Below are 17,386 nucleotides of genomic sequence, written 5' to 3' on the forward strand. Positions count from 1 at the left end.
TGGGTTTCCTGTGCATCCGACGATGGGTAGCCCCAGCATGTGTCTGTCTCTCAGGATTAATGGTTGCATCTTAAGGGGTGGTTACTTCCCATGCGGGTGGTAACCACCCCCCCTGTTTCAGATGCGAATTCTGGTAGGAGAGGCGTTCGTATGACTTCCAAGCATGTTGGTGCTGTACTAAGTCAGTCCGCACCCAGGCGCAATTTTAGAATGGAATAGGGTTCGCCGTAGGGTTTGTATTCTGCGGTCCAGCCCGACCAATCCCTCGCCTTCTCCCTTAGGCCGTATTGCGCTCCGTCCTTTCGAAAGAACTGCACTGCACCATTCTTTGAATAGGACGACTCCCAACCATTCTTCAAGAGTGTTTCGGAAAATTCCTCATGCCCCGTGTTTGTAGCCCGATTTGATATCGATTTGCCCTTGGTAATGTTAACGTAAGTCCTGACGTCCTCGGCGCCCTCGGCGGCCTTTTCTCCGTACTTAACAGCTCTTGCACCCAATGCTCCAGCCTTTATGGGAATCGTCCCGCCGGCTATGGGTGTGAAAGTTGACATGTCCAAGAGGGTGTTGAACAATCCTGAAAGGCGGTTGTTTGTTTCCTGGCTCGCAGTTAGGAATTCGTGCCGCGTTTGGTCTCCGGCGATCGAGTTCTTCCATATGGAGCCGCTGTTGTTTCGGTTGAACTCGTTCACTTCCGCAACCATGGAAGCACGAGCCCTGACTGCTGCACCGTAATAGTCGAACCATTTCCAGATGCCTACTGGTTTCATATACCAAGGGACTGGCGGTGTTTGTGTTCCGTCGTTGTATTGTCCGTTGCCTTTGTAGGAATACAGCCCGGTGTCGTCGTCCTCGCAGTCGCAGGTGGGTTTGAGTCCGGATGGGTCTGAGGTGTTGATGACGTTTCCGAAGGCGTAGGTGTAGGGGGTGAACCCGCGTTGGTCTTCGGTGTTGAGGATGGGGTCCGGGGTGGTGAAGGTTCCGGTGACGGGATCCATGTCGCGTGCGCCGAGGTGGGTGAGGGTGCTGGCGGTGTCGTCGAGTCCGGATATGTAGCCGTTGACGGCGCCGAATCCTACGGGGTTGGCGGCGTTGGACCCGACCCCTGCTGTCGCTGCCGTACCGGGGGTGTAGGTGTTGTTCGCTGCGGCTGTGGCGTTTGCGCGCCGGGCGAGGCCGAAGGGGTCGGTGTAGCGGGTGAGGGTGGTGATTGATCCGGCCCCTACTGTGGGCAGGGTCATGGTTTGGGCGGTGTTGAGGGTGTCACCGAGGACAAACATCAGTTTCGTGCCGGCTGTTGTGGCGGTTCGTTGCGCAACAGTTTTTCCTGCAAAGGTATAGGTACACGTGGCTGTCTTCACGCCGGTGGTGCTGGTGTGGGCGGTGACGGATCCGATGATGATGGTGGTCCCGGTTCCGTCGCTGATGCCGATGAGGTTCCCTGCGGCGTCGTAGTACCTTTCACCTTTGGCGGCTGCGACAGCGGATGTGACCGAGGCCGGTGTGCCGGTTCCGGCGTTGGGGTTGGGGTTCGCGGGGATAGTGCCGGCCCCGGTGCTGGTGGCCAGGTGCCCGTCGGGGGTGTAGGTCAGGGTTTGACCTGACCTGTTGGTCATTTTGCCTGTGGCGTCCCAGGTGAAGGTCTGGGGCGTGGCGCTTCCCGTGGTGTCGATTTTTTGGACCCTGTGAGGTCCGGGGGCGCCTGCGGCGGGGTAGGTGTAGGTTTCCTTCGTCGCCAGGGCTCCGGTGTTGTTGAAGCGTCTGACTTCGGATCGGTCACCTGTTGGCGTGTAGGCGTAGGTTTGTGCGTACGCTGCCGGGCCTCCGAGGCCGGTGACACTGGCGGCGTTGGTGGCCGGTATGGCGGAGCAGTCGGTGGTTGTTGTTGGTGCCGGGGTCCACACCGCGGCGAGCCGTGAGGCGTAGTCGTAGTCGTAACACTGGTAGTCCGAGAGGCTGGTTGGGCGGCTGCTGTAAGCCAGTTCCCGGGACGCTATTTTCCCTGAAGGGGTGTAGGTATAAAGGGTTTTGCCCAGATCGGCCACGACATTGCGGGTCGTGTTGGTCGCCCACTGGTCGGTCAGCCGTCCGGTGGTCGCGTCCCAGGTGAAGTTGATCTGGTTCCGACCGGTGGTGTTGGCGGTCCCGCCAATTTTGTTGTTGTTGTCTTCTTGGGAGTACTGGGCCATCTGGCCTAAATGGTCGAATTTCGTGTCACCGACGATGGTCTCCCAATCATCGTTAACGAAGGACGTCTGCAGGTCGAAGGTGTTGTAAATGTAGGTCAGGTTTTCGGTCGGCATTTGCCCGATGGCCGGACGGCTTTCCTGTTCTATCTGACCTGTTGAGGTGTAGGTGCGGGTGGTGGTGTAGGTCGGGGCGGTGGAGTCCAACGCTGCTGGTAGTTGCACTGAGATCGTGCCGGGCTGGTAAGCGGCGTTGTAGGCGGTCATCGTGGTTATGACCTTTTGGTCCAGCGCGGCGCCGTTGTAGCGGGTGCTGGTGCTGAGCTGGCCCAGCTTGTTTCCGTCGTAGGTGTACGTTTCGAGAGTTTTGGCTGTGGCCCCCGTCCCGAGCGTTTTTTTCACGATCCGGTCCGCGTTGTCGTAAACGTACCCGATGACAACGTTGGCGGCGTCGGTCGTCGTGGCCTTACGCCCGGCCGGGTCGTAGGTGGTGCTCCGCGTGCCTGCGTCCGGGTCGATGGCAGAGATTTCCCTGCTGGCGGCATCGAAAGCCCAGGACCAAGCGTTACCGGCCGTGTCTTTCATTCCAGTGAGTCTGTCGAGCGCGTCGTAGGCGTAAGTGGAAGTGTCGGCGGCGCCTGTCGCGGCGGTGCCGTGGAAGAGTTTGCGGGTCTGTACCTTGCCGTTCATGTTGTTCACGGTCGTGGTGGCCGCTTCGGTCCCCGGCCCGGTGACGGTGGTCGTGTCGGCTCCGGCGTAGGCCACTTGAGTGCTCCAGAGCAGCACGTTGTCGTTGGCCATGGCCTTAATAGCTGTGGGCCGTTGGGCTCCGTCGTAGAAGTATGTGGTGCTGGATGGGACGGCCAGAGACGGGATCCTCAGGACACCGTCGGGGTTGGCTGCGAGGTAGTAGTCGTTGTTGGTTTTGGACTTGTCCCCGCGGGAGTTGTACCAGGCATCGGTGGCGATGGTGCCGCCACCGGGGGACTCGCGCTGGGTTTGGCGGATGCGTCCGAGCCCGTCGTAGAGCGTGTAGGTCGAAGTGGGTGCTTCGTCGCTGGAGAGTTTGGTGACTTTCACCCAGGACGGTGCGGTTTGTGAGATCGAGTAGGTGGTTTCAATCCCGGGGGTGGGGTTGGTGGCTTGTGGCCGCAACGGGCCCCATTCACCAGTGACACGCCCTGCGGCGTCGTAGCGGTAGCTGGTCAGGTTCTTGTTGATGTCGCTTTCGATCAGGACTTGGCCGCGCATGGAGTCAAGCGTGGTTGTCTTGGTCCAGTTCATGGTGGTGTTGGTGACGGTCACGGTGGTAACCAAACCGGTCGCGGGAGTGTAGGCAGTTGTCGTGGTCCGTGGGGCCCCGGTGGAGTTATCCGTGGACGATACCGGACGTCCGTAGGCGTCATATCCGATGACTGGTCCGAGCTTCCATACGCTCACGGCGGTGCCGCTGACGTTGGTGGCGGCGTCGGTACGGGCAATGTTGCCCTTGCTCGGGGCCACGTAGCCGGAAGTGCCGGGGTCAGCTGAGGTGGAGGTGTCGTACAGGGTCCGCGCCGCGGTCAGCAGGTTCCCGGTAACTGAGCATCCTCCGGCGGCCGTGTTCACCGCGGCTGGCAGGGACAACAGGTTCGTTGCAGCGTTGTCGGCGTAGGTGGTGGTGGTGCAGGTTTCATCTCCGGCGACGAGGTCTTCACCGGAGTCACTGACCGAGATGGGACGACCGAGGGCGTCGTTGGTGGTGGTGACCAGGTTCTTCCTGGGTGTTGCCGAGGTGCTGGTGGCTTGGAGGTTTTTCACCCACGCGGTGCCGATGTGCCTGGCTTGGAGCCCGCCGAGCGCGGCCGAAGCGGTTGCGGTCGGGGCGGAGGCCCACGGTGCGGTGATGGTGGTCCCCAACCGGGTTCCGCCGTCACCGACGAACGTTTCTTTTTCGATTTCCCGTCCGGCGAACCATGGCGAGTCCGTGTACACGGTACCGTCGGAGGCGGTCACGGACGTGCTGTACAGTCCTCCGGTGGTGTTGGACGGGGTGCCGTTCAAGCCACGCAGGTACGTCGTGACGGTGGTGGGTGTCGGGGCGGAGCTACCGATCGTGGTCTTGACTTTCGACCACCCGGCCAGCACGGACCACGTCAGTTGGCTTGAGCCGGTGCCGGCAACGTATTTCGGTCCGGCGTATTTCCATGCCGGGGTGCCTTCGTAGCTGTAGTTAGTGACCGTGTCCGCGGTGCCGTTGGTCCCAGGTCCAGCGTTGACCCGCACCGTTTGGACGGGATAAATATTGAAATAGTCCCGTTGGACATTTTGAACGATGGGCGTGGTGGGTTGCCACCACTGCGGGAAGCACCGCTTGGAGTTGTTTTCCGGGACGATGTCAGCGACACCATTATTGTTGGCATCCTCGATAGTGCAGTCCGAGGCGGTGTACGTCACGGTGGTCGTGGCCCCGGTCGCGGCCTTGATGGTATTGATCCGGTAACGGTTCAGCGGGGCCAGACCGTTAACGGTCCAGACACGGTTCTGCAGGGTCTGGACACCGAACTCAATCATCGGGTCGACAACGAACCCGGTACCGGCTGCGGTGCTGGTTCGGTTCGTTCCCTCATGAAGGACTTTCCAGAGGATCAACGCAGGTTTGGTGGTGTCCCCCGGGTCGGGCATGGAGTGGTAAAAGGTCCAGTAATCCAGATCCCCGTACCCTGCCGGGTTGACCGAGAGGGCCTGGCTGACGACCGTGACCAGTCGCTGGTCGGTGAAGAACGTCGGCGATTGCATTGAGCAGGTGGTGGAGGTGGAGGCGCACAGGTACTTGGTGGTGTCAGGGACATCGGTTCCCCACGAGCAGTTCACGCTGGTGCACCGGCCGGTGTACCCGTAGGTCACATGCAGCGGGGCCTGGGTGGAGAGTTCGGTTCCGGCGCGCATGCCGTAGTCCACGCGCTCCAGGCGGCTGGCGCGGTGGTAGGCCTTCAGTGTCCCCGAACCGCCCTGGGACTTGTAGAAGTTGGTGTCCTGTTTATAGAAGTAGCCCTGTGAGTTGCCGTTGAGGTCTACGACGTAGTCCAGATTCCAGGCGTAGGCCTGCATGCAGGACGAACTGCCGAAACCGGCGCTGTTGTAGCAGGGCTGGCCTGGGAGTCCGTAGACGGGGACGATGTCGGTTGAGTAGTTGTCTTTGCCGGCCGACCAGCCAGGGATGCGGTTCACACCGAACCAGTACTGGGTGCCGGTAGTGTCCGTCAGGCGCCAGTACCCGCCGTCGAAGGTGCCGTTGGCGGCGCCGGTAAGGTATTCGAGTTTGGTGTTGTCATCGTCGCGGAGCTTGAACCGTTTGGCCGGGTCGGACTGGTTGGGGTCCATGATGATTTCACCAGAACGGCTGCCGAAAGAGATCGAAAAGGATTGGCCTTCCTTGTTTCCGCACAGATCGTACGAGTTCGCGACGCCCTGGTCGGCGCACGACCCGAACTTTTGCCGGATGGTCCCGGTGCCGGAGAGCGCCCAGCCATCACCAGCGACCGAGGCCTGGTTGTTCGTCGCGCTGGTCAGACCGTCAACACGGGAGGAGTCATAGGACAGGCCTAAGGCCGGGGTCGGGCCGGCCGGTGCCTGCCGCAGGGAGAAGGGGTAGCTGTAGGTGAATCCACCTGTCTGGCCCTTTACGCCCCAGGAACCGGAGGCTGTACCGGGGATTTTCGCGAAATCCCCGGCACCCTTGTCGTTCGCAGGGGCGGGCGCCATCGGGGCCGGGCCCAGACGCACCGGTGAGGAACCCGTATCGCTGAAGGACCCTTCGGCTTCCGTCTGAGCCGGTTCCGGGTTTCCTTCGCCTCCGAAGCGCATGGTCTTAACCCCGTCGGGGGATTCGCCAACCACCACGGCTGAGGGGTTGTCGTTGTTGCCTGGCACGGCCCTGGGCTGGAAGTCCGAGGCCGGGACGGGTTTGATTTGTTGTGCGCTGTCCGGGGATGCCCATGGGGCAGCGATGTAGATAAACCCGGCACCGGAGGCGATTACGGCAGCGGCGACCAGGCCAGTGAGGGCTGCTTTGGGCTTGCGCAGTAATTTCTTGTGGCGGCTCATTTGAGCAGTCCTCTCGTGGTGCCGTAATTCTGCTGTATGTCTCCGAATGAGTCGTTGCTGAGCACGCGTTGAGTCATTACGGGCCTGTAGATCTGCCCAACGAATCCTTGTCCCAGGCGTGCTGGTTGCGTCGCGTCCGCCGTTGTACGGGCCAGTGACGGGGACGCGGCGATAATCCAGTCCCCGGTTTGGTTCGCGTTGGCGGTGGTGATTCGCATTTGGGCGTTGATCCTGTCGTAGACCGCCGTGACATACGTCCATTGGCCGGCCGCTATTAGGGCTGAGGTCACGCGCTCTTCGGCCCCGGATGCCAATTGGGAGCGCAGGTTATAGGACCCGCCCTCATATCTCAGGGCCGCAGCGATGGTGCTCGAGTTCGCCAGCTGGCTGATCAGTGGCTGCATACCTGTCGTAGTTTTTGGGCACACCCACGCCGCGATGCTGAAGCTCTGGGAAGGATCCACTGCCCACTTTGCCGTTGTACCGGACTTGGCTTTGGTATCCGCATACGAACCCGTCGTGGGGAGATTCAGGACATCGGCCGTCGTGAATGCTTCCGTCGGTGGACCGTCAGCGCATTGACTCGTGGTTACCTTTTTTGCCTCAACCCATGACGCTTCCCCGAAAAGCTGCAACTCGAGGAAGTCAGTCTGCGGGTTGGGCAGCGCCTGCGCCGCAGGAACGGAGAAGGTCACATGCGCCGGGGCACCCTTGATCGGCATCGCAACGTTTCCTGCGTCATCGAAAGCCCACACCGTCAAGGAGGTGTTCTGGTCCAGGGCCGTGATGGTGATCGTGGTTTCCTGCCCATAGCCGGGGCACACCACCACGAACTCCCGAAGGCGGGTGTGGGAGCAATTCAGCAAGTCATCGGCCGGGTAGACGGTCGCGGCTGTGCCCTCCTTGATGGAGAAAATGTACCCATCGGCCTTGTTCGCGGGGTTACTGCTGGAGAGCTTGAACTGGTACTTGGTCTCGCCAATCACGCCCCCGGGATAGCTTGGGGTTGTCGATGCCATGGCTGTCACGGGTTTGATGTCCGGTGTCGAGGGGGCTGTGGTGTCGACGGTGAAGTTCACGGCCATGAGGGGCGAGGTGAGTCCCCATTCGTCTCTGGCGATGGCTTGCAGGGTGTATGTTCCATCTGCCAGGGCGGGTCCGTTCCACGTGACATTGGCCCCTCCCGGGCTCACGCCGGAGAAGTTCCCGTCGTAGCCCTGCCACACGCCGTTCTTGTAAACGGACATCTGCACAAAGAGACTGCCACCCTTATTGCCGTCAGGGTCGCTGACCTGGATCGTGAACGACGGGGTCTTATCCCGGGTATACATCCGGGCACCCGTGGTCCACGGGGTGCCGAACCATCGGCCATCAGAGATCGACTGGAAGGAGGGCATGTACGGGGCCAGGTCGTGGGTGACGGTGATGGTCGCCGTGTTTTCGAATTTCTTCCACCCCAACGGGTCCGATTCGTTGCCCGCGGCGAGCATGACATTCCACTTCGTCTTGTTCAGGAGGATGGACTTCGCGGCCATCAGGTCAAAACCGACCGTGCCCGGCGGGCACGCAGCGCTCCACCCCTTGGCCACAGCCCCCATATCAGTCCGCAATAGCAGACTCGGCTGGTTGTTCCAGGTCGTACCAGTACCGATATCGCTGGTAATCCAGGACGCAACATCCGTCGGGGTGCACGACGATGAATAGGTCTCCACCGTGTTCAACCGGGCAGCAATGATCTCTCGACCCACGATGTATGAGGTATCGAACTGGAAATAGGAACGAGTCAGGTGCGTCTGATTATCTGGTGTGCCCCACGAAGCCGGCATGTACCCGACATGCATGCGACCGTCTGTGAGGTTGCCGCCCCAATATGACGTACCCGGGTAGGCAGTATCAACGAAAACAAAGGAAGGCTGCGTGAAGCTCCAGTCAGGGTCCACATACACCGGGAACGTCAGACCTGCTGTGTCCAGGATCGTATCCATGCCAAAGACCTGGGCCTGCTTCCCGGCCTCGGATTTCAAGGACAGCGCAAAGGGCCGGGTCACGCTCAGGCCGCCAGGGTCCTTCGCCGTTGCACCCGCGGCTGAAGAATCCCACCAGAATCCGCCGGTGTTGCGGAGTTCAACCTCACCCGAGTCCGTGCCCGTGGCCGCGAGCTCGCCAGCCGCGTTTTGTTCAACGGCGAGGTTTTCCGAATCCAGGAAAATCCGCATTTCGGCCACACGAGGGTCGCGGGCCGCTTCGGCCGTCTCAATCTTCAAGACTTGGGAAATGCCGGTCTTGTGCACCAACTGGATCAGATCCACACCGGGCAGGACCTGACGGTACGTGGCCGAGTTGCCTTCGACCACCGGTGCTGGCAGGGTCCCGAACGGCCATGACTGTGAGATGGAATGCCCATTCTTGTCGTCCAGGCTCGCGATCTCGGTCCCGCCGCCCGAGCTGACTGTGACGTCAACGGGGACGTTCTCCGGCTTCAGGACAGATACGCCGTCCACTGTCGACTGCACCAGGTCCGTGGAAATGTCAGTCCAGCCCTGACTGGTCTGCATTCGCACGGGCTCATTACTGATCGTGGTCGACAACGTCCCGTCCGGGTGGGCTGTCGTCAACGCGGTCGGTGTCGTGACCGCGTCCACCACCACATCCGTGGCGGTTGCTGTCGCCTCCGCCACGGCGGCGGCCTCAGATGTGCGCGGCTGCGGGGGACTCGCGGGTGTGTCGCTGGTTGCATGGGCAGGGGGCACGGCAAGTCCGATGGACAGCAAACCTAGGGTCAGGACCGGTACGCAGGCACGACGGATTAGGGCGGGGAATAAGCTCACTGCATGACTCCTTGGAGTATGAAAACTCGACAAAGGGAATGCAGCAGACGCAGTCTCGAACCCCCAATTTCGACTAGCGAGAGTAGACTATCCGTGAGTTAGGCTTTTGCCAAGCTTTGTCCAGTCAACACACAGGGAAGTGTGTCTTGTGACAAAAACCATCACATAGGCGCCCTAGATCCTCAGCCCTGACCCGTGCCCAAGCCAACGGCGCACGTTCAGTGTCCCAGCATGGACGCCAGAAAGGCTGAATAAGGGTGGCGGGCAGTGAGGTGTTCCCGGAGAGGCGTCCCAATTCCAAGGAAATGGAACACCCCTCGATAGAGCGTGCTTAGCTTTATCCGTGACCAAAGTGCTGACAAACCCTGCCGATGACCTATGCGATTTCCTGCTGACGGCGCTCCGTGTCTGGAGCGGTCCAGCGTCGTCGTCGGACTATTTCGCTCGAAAGCTGGACTTTGCGGACAATACGGCCTTCCATTCGAAGCGCCACAGCCTTGTCGATGCCCTGGACAGCGGGGAAGGTCTGGACTTCAGCGACTTGCCAGTAGCAATCCGTATCGCTCGTATTGCTGTGACCGATGATTACTACGGTGCCGGGTGGGAGTGGCCTATTGTCACGCGCTTCTCGGTTGAGGAATCCAACGCGATGCTCCTCGCCCTAGAAGCCATCTCCGAAAACAGGACTGGCTGAACGTTCCGGCCCGCGTCCCTCCTTGATCCTTCCCCTTCCAAGGAAATGGAACAGCATCCCCTTGCCCCATATCACCAACGCGCCGCTAGCCGTGCTCAGGCTGTTGAAGCACTATGCAGCTCCAACGCCCCATGGGCTGCAAGATCCTTCCAGCAGGTTCATCATGTTGGATAGCGATTTCCTCTCCCTCAAACATGACTCCGTGCAATCCGACAAGCTGGTCACCTCTTTTGCCTTCTAGTGGTCCCAGCTCGACAAGGCTTGAATCCACTCCCAAGCGGTCGCACAAGGACATCAAGGTCGTCAGATACGCGAAGTGGCCGCGAAGCTCCTCTTGGTCGTCGTTGAGGGTTACCTCAACGTTGTTTTCAGCGCCGTCGATACTGAAAGCCAAGGTATCTGCGCAGGTGAGGTAGAAGCCGAGGTCGTTGAACCGCTCCCTCAGAGTCTCGCGCATCGTCAGGGATATAGAGCCAGTGGCACTTTGTCCTGTGCCATACTTCTTTATTTTAAGACCTTTACTGAGCTCAAGTTCTACAGTTTCTCTGTCCACTCGCCGTCGTGTTGGATTAGGAAACATGAAATTTCCGCAACTGACGGTCTGCGTTAGCACTTCACCAACATACTCAGCTGGTGTGATGACAAATTCTTCATCGACGGCTAGGACCATGCCCCCGGAGGTTTCGAATACGAGTGTGTAGTCGTGATCAGCGCGCGTCAATCTCACTGGAGCATCCAGGTCCATAGTCCCATCTGTGTAGAGGGTGATGCTGGTTAAATCCTGGAGCTGCTTTGAATCAATCTTCATGGAGGGTTTTTCGTCGATGGACTGTAGGGCCAGCTTGACTATCCCCTCTATTGCTAACGGATCGGAAGGCACCGGACGTAGCCTCACGCCGATTTGCTTCTGGTTGCCCATTGAGTTGAGGAGATGTTGAATTTTGAAAGGGCTCAACAGCGCATATGTCGGTATCTTCTTTTGGGTTCTAGAATTAACAAACACCACGAAGTAGAGAACGCCGTGATTTTTCAGATATCCGGTCAGATCTGTCCTTGAGATCTGGAATGTCCGTGGAGGCTTTGTGCTTCCTGTTAACTTCCTTCCTTTAACTTGGACATTCACACGTCCGTCAAAGGTTGCTTTACTGTGCACTTCAGAAGAATGAAAATCGATGTGTCCATCAGTGAGCAGAGTCTTGTCATTCGAACTAATGACTGGTTCCAAGTGTGGGCATTTGGAGACCAAATCGCCTATCTGATAGACGGCCTGCAGCTCAACATTCGTAGGAGTCATTGTCGCCTACAGTTGTCTGTGCTTGGCGACCGCCACGACGGGCGCCCTCCTGCTTGGTCTGTTGACACAGCCTAGGAGGAGACCAGCAGCAATGTAGCCTGATAGCACGCCGGGGATGTGCACGTCCGCCGACATCTCGAACAGCAGTCCACGCGGCAGAATGGGCTCATGTGCGCAGATACGTGATGTCCAAAGCAACAAGCGACCTTCTGAGCCATTTCGAGGCCAAGGAGGTTGAGGGCAGCCCTCCGGGGCCGAGCTGGAACGTCGCCCCGACCCAGAACGTGCCGATAGTGGCCGAGCGGTTAGATGAGGGAACCATTGACCGGCGCCTGCTCATCGCCCGATGGGGGCTGATCCCGTCCTGGGCGAAGGACGCCAAGATCGGGTCGAAATTCATCAATGCCCGCAGCGAGACGATCCTGGAGAAGCCGTCCTTCCGTTCGGCCGCGGTCAAACGCAGGGCCATCGTTCCCGCCGACGGTTACTACGAGTGGCAAAAGATCGAGGCCGGCAAAAAGATCCCGAACTAGCTCTTATCCAGTCTTCTTCCTAGGACTCGTCAGCCGAAAACTCCAAGATCTGCTTCCTGAGCAACTCACGCGCGCTCGACGCACCCTGAACCAGCCGCGGTCCGCAGCCTGCGCGCCTGGGGCGGGACCGGCGTCGGACGCTGTGTCCGTATGCCAGCGCCTGCCATGAAAAGACCGGGCTGGGACCGATTAAAAAAACTTTTTCAATCCCCACCCATCCACCCCGCCACGTCCTCCGAATAGCTGGTGAGACACAAACAGCCGGTGGCGCAAAAGCAACGCCGGGCCGCCCGTGTCCCACTACCGAATGGATCCAACGCCCTGGTTCCAAAAATAAGGAGAATGACATGTTGTCCACAAAGCGCCCCGCCCTCGCCTTCGTTGGCCTCACTGCAGCCGCCCTTCTCGGACTCACGGCCTGTGGTGGTTCGAGCACCACCAGCACCCCCGCATCTTCGTCGGCAGCCGCGCCGTCATCCGCGGCTCCTTCCTCCATGGCACCGTCGCCATCCTCCTCGGCCATGGCCAGCACGGCCATGGATCCGGCCCGTGACCTGGTTGGTCCCGGCTGCGCCGGTTACGCCGCCCAGGTACCGAGTGGTTCCGGCTCCGTTGTCGGCATGGCCCAGGACCCGGTAGCTGTTGCCGCCTCCAACAACCCGCTGCTCAAGACGCTGACCGCGGCTGTTTCGGGCAAGCTCAACCCCAAGGTGGACCTGGTTTCCACCCTGAACGGCAGCGAATTCACGGTGTTCGCACCGGTCGATGACGCCTTCGCCAAGATTGATCCCGCAACGATCGAAACGCTCAAGACGGACGATGCCCTGCTGAGCAAGATCCTCACCTACCACGTAGTCCCCGGCCAGCTGAGCCCGGACAAGATCGTCGGCACCCACAAGACTGTCCAGGGTGGCGAAGTGACGGTAGCCGGCACCAAGGACGCCCTCACGGTTGATGGCGCCAACGTGATCTGCGGCGGCGTTCACACCGCCAACGCAACGGTTTACCTGGTTGATTCGGTACTGATGCCCAAGTAGGCCTTACCGCCTTTGGCAACAACAAAGCAGGCGCCGGCATCCGGCGCCTGCTTTGTTGTTATGTTGCGGTGTTAGCTGTTCACATCGGTGTCGACGTAGGAGCCGGGCCGGTTGTGTTCCGAGCCGCAGGGACAATGGTCAACCTCGATGCGGACAGTCATGGGCTTGGACGCATCCAGGGTGAGGGTCACGTCGTTTGACTGCTTGCTCACCCGGAGGGTTCCTTCGGTGGGGGATACGTAGGACATGGCGGACCTAACTGTGTGAGTCGTCTACGGAATGGGGTCTGCTACTTTTCGCTGGATTTTAGCGGGGGCTGGCCAACCAACGGGATGGTCCCTGTGCCCGTCCCTCCGGGGCAATCCGACTCGGTGCAGCTCTCAGCACACTCATGCTTGGTGACGAGGTCGAACTGGACACCGCCGTGTTGCTCCACCCCGGTGCGGATGGCACGTTCCACCACGGACGTGGCCAAGCGCTTGTGAAGCGACAGGGGATCGCGCCTCAGGTCCTTGGTCAGTGCGAAACAGAGCAACAGCATGACGATCACGAACGGCAGCGCCGCCACGATGGTGACTCTTTGCAACCCGGCCAAAGCCTCCGATGGTTCGTCACCACCGGCCAAGAGCATGACGGCGGCTACAGCACCGGTGAGGCTTCCCCAGAAGATGACGACGGCGCGCCGCGGGTGCTCAGCCCCGTTGGAGCTGAGCGAACCCATGACGATCGAGGCCGCGTCGGCTCCGGTGATGAAGAAGATAGCCACGAGCACCATGGCCAGGACAATGACAGCGGCTGTGGCCCATCCGGGCATCCCGAGGTTCTTGACCAGATCGAAGAGAGCACCGTCGAAGTTGACGGAGGGGACCCCGTTGGTGGTGGTTACCAGCCCGGGTGTGCCTGCCTTATCCGCTTCCTGTTGGACCTGGAAGGCGGCTCCGCCGAAGATGCCGAACCAGATCACGCTGACAACACTGGGGACCAGGAGGACGCCGGTGACGAACTGGCGGATGGTGCGGCCCCGGCTGATGCGTGCGATGAACAGGCCAACGAACGGCGTCCAGGAGATCCACCAGGCCCAGTAGAAGATGGTCCAGCTGGTCATCCAGCTGCGCAGTGCATCGTCGCCCACGGCTTCGGTCCGGGATGACATTTCGGCCAGGTCCCGGGCGTAGTCGCCGATGGCGGAGGGAATCAGGTTGAGGATGAAAAGGGTGGGCCCGGCAATGAAGACAATAAGGGCCAGCACCACGGCCAGCACCATGTTGATGTTGGACAGCCACTGGATTCCGCGGCTGATGCCGGAGACCGCTGATGCGACGAAACAAAAGGTCAGGATGGCCACGATGACTACCAGCACCGGAGTGCCGACCTCGCCCATCCAGCCGTTGGACGTCATGCCGCTGCCGATCTGGAGGGCGCCGAGGCCGAGGGACGCGGCGGTTCCGAACAGCGTGGCGAAGATAGCCAGGATGTTGATGAACTTGCCAACGGGCCCTTCCACCATCCTGATACCGAACAGCGACGTAAACGCTGCGGAGACCAGCTGCTTGCGGCCCAGCCGGTACGTACCGTAGGCCATGGCAATGCCGACTACTGCGTACATGGCCCACGGGTGGAGGGTCCAGTGGAAGATCGAGGTGGCCATGGCGGTCTGGATGGCGGCGGGAGTGCGGCCATCCACGGTTCCGGGCGGGGGTGAGATGTAGTGGTAGAGCGGCTCGGCGACGCCGTAGAACATGAGGCCGATGCCCATGCCCGCGGCGAACATCATGGCCACCCATGAGACGGTGCGGAATTCCGGCTTCTCGCCGTCCTTGCCCAGCGGGATGTTGCCGAACTTGCCCAGGGCCAGCCACAGCACGAAGACAACGAACAATGATGCGAGCACCATGAACAGCCAGCCGGTGTATTCCATGACCCAGTTCAGGGCGCCCTTGGAAGTTTCCGAAAGGCTGTCGCGCCCCACGAAGCCCCAGACCACGAAGGCGACGGCGATGGCGCCCGTGATTCCGAAGGTGACTTTGTCGAGGGTAAGTTTCTGGTTCCGGCGGGCCGAAACGGCCTGCTCGGTCTTGGCGTTGCGCAGTTCTACCAGGATCTGTTCGTATTCTTCGGAATCCGGGAGAGCTGCTGCGCCTCCGTCCTCATCGTTGAGGGCTGTTGCATCGGGGGAGACACTGATCTCCACGTGGACGGGGTTGGCAGGTAAATCCTCGGGTACTAAGGATTTCGTGTCACTGTTTGTAGCCATGAGCGGGTCCTTTGCTCGGCGAGTCATGGGCTTTCGGTTATTACTGGTTGGGGGTGTTGGTGCTGGGACTCAAAGCCCGGCAGGTGTTCCGCAGGAATCAACAACATTCGCGGTATGCAACAGAGTGCGCTCCGTCACACCTCAAAGTCAAGACTTTTACATCTTTTGTGGCATATTGATATATCAATTGGCCATGAGTCGGGCCCTTTACTTATCATGAGCGGTGTTGCGTACAGAGCGTCAGCTAGCGGACGTGTAACCCATGCGGGCGCTGATGGTCAGCCCGGCCTCGCCTAGCCCGTGGATGAGACCCGGTGCGGGTCCAGTAACGTCCTAATTTTCCCGGCCAGGAATTGCTGTCCTCCACTGCTGGGGTGTTCTCCGTCCGGACCCAACAGTGGGGAGTCCGGCCCAGCGACCCATTGCTCGGCGACGGGGTCGATAAATTCGGCCCCGGCATCGCGGGCTGCTGCCCGTTCCTGATCACGAATAGTGGTGACGTCCGATTCGAGGGCGTCGAAGCCGCTCAGCGGGCCGATCATGATTTGCCTGGCGTGGGGAGCCAGCGTCGTTATTTCCTCGAGGGCATCTGTCAGAGCGGCGCGTAGCTCTGCGGGGTCTTGGCCTGCGTCGTTGTCCGAACCAAAGAGCACAACGACGTCCGTCGATGCGTTAACGGATCCGCTGATCTGTGAGGCAAAGGTGGCGTCTTCGTCGCCGAAGGTAAGGTAGCCCGCGCCGTTTTGAGCCTCATTAGTGATCTTCGCCGGCACGGAGGCTGCACGGAGTTCATTCCGAAGGAGGCGGGGCCAAGCTTCCTCCGGGCTGGTCCCATATCCGGTGCTGAGTGAATCACCGATGATGACGATGCGTTCGGGTGCAATCGAGCCGTGAACCGGATGCGCCGAACCCTGGGGTGGTTTCGGTTGTGGTGACTTCAAATCCACGGGACTGCTGGCAGCGAGGGCGCAGCCAGTAAGGACGAGGACGACAGCTGAAGCGCATAGGGCGGCCGCTGAAGAGCCTGGGACCCGGAAGCCCCGGCTCATCGGGCCGCGTCGTCGTGTCATGCCGTTAAGGATAAACGCTTACCGGTCCTTCTGTTCTTGCCGTGATTGCAACACTTAGCCGAGTGCGCTATCCCGGCAAGCGGGTCCACGGCAGGGGAAGGACGGGAACCTGCTCGCCTGCGGCTGCGCCTTCAGGCGGCACCGCCATATACCCATCGGCCCAGGCGAGCCCGCGCATCATCCCGGGGCCGGCATGGGCGGCAGGGAACACCAGCCCGTGGACTACGCTGCACGGTATGAGGCGGGTTTTCCCCGGGGTGGGTTCGATGTCGGCGCCGGAGAGCATGGGTCTGGGCTCTTGGAGGGGCCGGTTTCCCAGGGCAGCGAGCAGCGGTTCACCGAGAGTCATAAGGGCCAACATGGCGGCCAACGGATTTCCCGGCAGTCCCAGGATGAAGTGTCCGTCCGGTAGCTCCGCCAGCACCGCAGGATGGCCCGGGCGCATGGCAACCCCATCCAGTAGCAGCCGCCCACCAAGCGCAGCAACGGCAGCACGGAAGTGGTCTGTTCCGGACTTGCCGGTCCCACCAGTGGTGATAGTCACCTCGGCCCGGTGGCGGTCAGCACCGCCGTCGTCACCGCCAGAGAGCGCCGCCAGCCACTCCTCGTAGGAGTCGCCGATCCGCAGCTGCCCTACAGCGACCCCGCCCAGTCGCGGGATGACCGCATCAAGCTGCGGACCGAAAGCGTCGCGCACCTGTCCGGGCGCAGGGTCCCCGGAGGTGACTACTTCCGAGCCCGTCATGACGACGGCGACCCGCGGCTTACGCTGCACCTGGACGTGATCGTGTCCGGCCACTGCAGCGAGGGCAAGGTGTGCCGGGTTGAGCCGGGTCCCGGCGGGTATGAGGACATCACCGGCGGTGGCCTCTTCGCCGGCCGGTCGGATGTGCCGGCCGGGGAGAAGCTCATCCGGTTTCGCCTGGGGAGTGAGCGAAAGACGCCCGTCTCCGGATATGTGTCCGCTTTCCTTGCGGAGCACGCCTGTCGCACCGGCGGGTACCAGTCCTCCGGTTGCGATGACACTGGCTTCACCGGAGGCAAGCCGGCGTCCGGCCATGGTGATGGTCCAGGGGCCTTCGCCGTTGACTGACCAACCGTCCATGGCGGACGACGCGTAGTGGGGAAGGTCCTGTCGGGCTATGACGTCACGGGCCAGGGTGCATCCGATTGCCGTGCTGAGTTCGGTCTTCCATGAGGGGAGCGGCGTGGCGCAACTGAAGGCCAACTGCCGTGCTTCGGCCCATGTTGTGGCGTGGTGCCGCGTGAGGCCGCCTGGTGAATCCAATGGTGCAAGCATGGCTGTCCGATTCCTGGGTGCGTTCCTGATGGGGCACGGATGCCGGGGACGGCTCGGCCTTCCCGTAATTACTGCCGCGCCGTCCCCGGCATCCGTTGAGTGCG

10 protein-coding genes are annotated in these 17,386 nt (G+C 60.9%); 3 read left to right on the top strand and 7 right to left on the bottom strand.

Going from position 1 to position 17,386, the window contains the following annotated elements:
- Nucleotides 1-182: 182 nt before the first annotated feature.
- Together AC5RU9_RS09800 and AC5RU9_RS09805 are read right to left on the bottom strand one after the other, a co-directional pair.
- Nucleotides 183-6,272: an RHS repeat-associated core domain-containing protein gene (locus tag AC5RU9_RS09800; protein WP_494016279.1), complete on the bottom strand. Its 6,090-nt coding sequence runs from the start codon at nt 6,270-6,272 to the stop codon at nt 183-185.
- A complete protein-coding gene (locus AC5RU9_RS09805; RefSeq protein WP_494016280.1) occupies nt 6,269-9,100 on the bottom strand; it encodes a LamG-like jellyroll fold domain-containing protein in 2,832 nt (943 codons plus the stop codon). Before AC5RU9_RS09805 ends, AC5RU9_RS09800 begins: the two co-directional genes overlap by 4 nt.
- Nucleotides 9,101-9,443: 343 nt before the next feature.
- Here AC5RU9_RS09805 and AC5RU9_RS09810 point away from each other — a divergent pair, with 343 nt between their 5' ends.
- Nucleotides 9,444-9,794: a hypothetical protein gene (locus tag AC5RU9_RS09810; RefSeq protein WP_494016281.1), complete on the top strand. Its 351-nt coding sequence runs from the start codon at nt 9,444-9,446 to the stop codon at nt 9,792-9,794.
- A gap of 85 nt (nt 9,795-9,879) precedes the next feature.
- On the opposite strand, the gene AC5RU9_RS09815 is transcribed toward AC5RU9_RS09810, so the two are convergent.
- Nucleotides 9,880-10,947: a hypothetical protein gene (locus AC5RU9_RS09815; protein WP_494016282.1), complete on the bottom strand. Its 1,068-nt coding sequence runs from the start codon at nt 10,945-10,947 to the stop codon at nt 9,880-9,882.
- 326 nt (nt 10,948-11,273) lie between these two features.
- Here AC5RU9_RS09815 and AC5RU9_RS09820 point away from each other — a divergent pair, with 326 nt between their 5' ends.
- Both AC5RU9_RS09820 and AC5RU9_RS09825 read left to right on the top strand, forming a co-directional pair.
- Nucleotides 11,274-11,621: an SOS response-associated peptidase gene (locus AC5RU9_RS09820; protein WP_494016283.1), complete on the top strand. Its 348-nt coding sequence runs from the start codon at nt 11,274-11,276 to the stop codon at nt 11,619-11,621.
- A 347-nt stretch (nt 11,622-11,968) separates the two neighbouring features.
- Nucleotides 11,969-12,658, top strand: coding sequence for a fasciclin domain-containing protein (locus AC5RU9_RS09825; protein ID WP_211713853.1), 690 nt, complete (start codon nt 11,969-11,971; stop codon nt 12,656-12,658).
- Nucleotides 12,659-12,729: 71 nt separating this feature from the next.
- On the opposite strand, the gene AC5RU9_RS09830 is transcribed toward AC5RU9_RS09825, so the two are convergent.
- The 4 genes from AC5RU9_RS09830 to AC5RU9_RS09845 all read right to left on the bottom strand — a co-directional run bounded on the left by AC5RU9_RS09830 (nt 12,730) and on the right by AC5RU9_RS09845 (nt 17,282).
- Entirely contained in the window at nt 12,730-12,870 is a 141-nt protein-coding gene (locus AC5RU9_RS09830) for a hypothetical protein (protein WP_494016284.1), read from the bottom strand.
- Between the two features lie 77 nt (nt 12,871-12,947).
- Complete coding sequence (locus AC5RU9_RS09835; RefSeq protein ID WP_494016285.1) at nt 12,948-14,912, bottom strand: BCCT family transporter; 1,965 nt, start codon at nt 14,910-14,912, stop codon at nt 12,948-12,950.
- Nucleotides 14,913-15,205: 293 nt separating this feature from the next.
- Entirely contained in the window at nt 15,206-15,982 is a 777-nt protein-coding gene (locus AC5RU9_RS09840; protein WP_494016286.1) for an SGNH/GDSL hydrolase family protein, read from the bottom strand.
- 67 nt (nt 15,983-16,049) lie between these two features.
- Complete coding sequence (locus AC5RU9_RS09845; RefSeq protein ID WP_494016287.1) at nt 16,050-17,282, bottom strand: molybdopterin molybdotransferase MoeA; 1,233 nt, start codon at nt 17,280-17,282, stop codon at nt 16,050-16,052.
- Nucleotides 17,283-17,386 lie beyond the last annotated feature (104 nt).

It is taken from the genome of Arthrobacter sp. B0316-5-4, assembly GCF_059090325.1.

Coding starts and splice junctions, on each gene's coding strand:
- AC5RU9_RS09800 (WP_494016279.1), bottom strand. CDS start 6,272: ATGAGCCGCCACAAGAAATTACTGCGCAAGCCCAAAGCAGCCCTCACT.
- AC5RU9_RS09840 (WP_494016286.1), bottom strand. CDS start 15,982: ATGACACGACGACGCGGCCCGATGAGCCGGGGCTTCCGGGTCCCAGGC.
- AC5RU9_RS09825 (WP_211713853.1), top strand. CDS start 11,969: ATGTTGTCCACAAAGCGCCCCGCCCTCGCCTTCGTTGGCCTCACTGCA.
- AC5RU9_RS09845 (WP_494016287.1), bottom strand. CDS start 17,282: ATGCTTGCACCATTGGATTCACCAGGCGGCCTCACGCGGCACCACGCC.
- AC5RU9_RS09820 (WP_494016283.1), top strand. CDS start 11,274: ATGTCCAAAGCAACAAGCGACCTTCTGAGCCATTTCGAGGCCAAGGAG.
- AC5RU9_RS09835 (WP_494016285.1), bottom strand. CDS start 14,912: ATGGCTACAAACAGTGACACGAAATCCTTAGTACCCGAGGATTTACCT.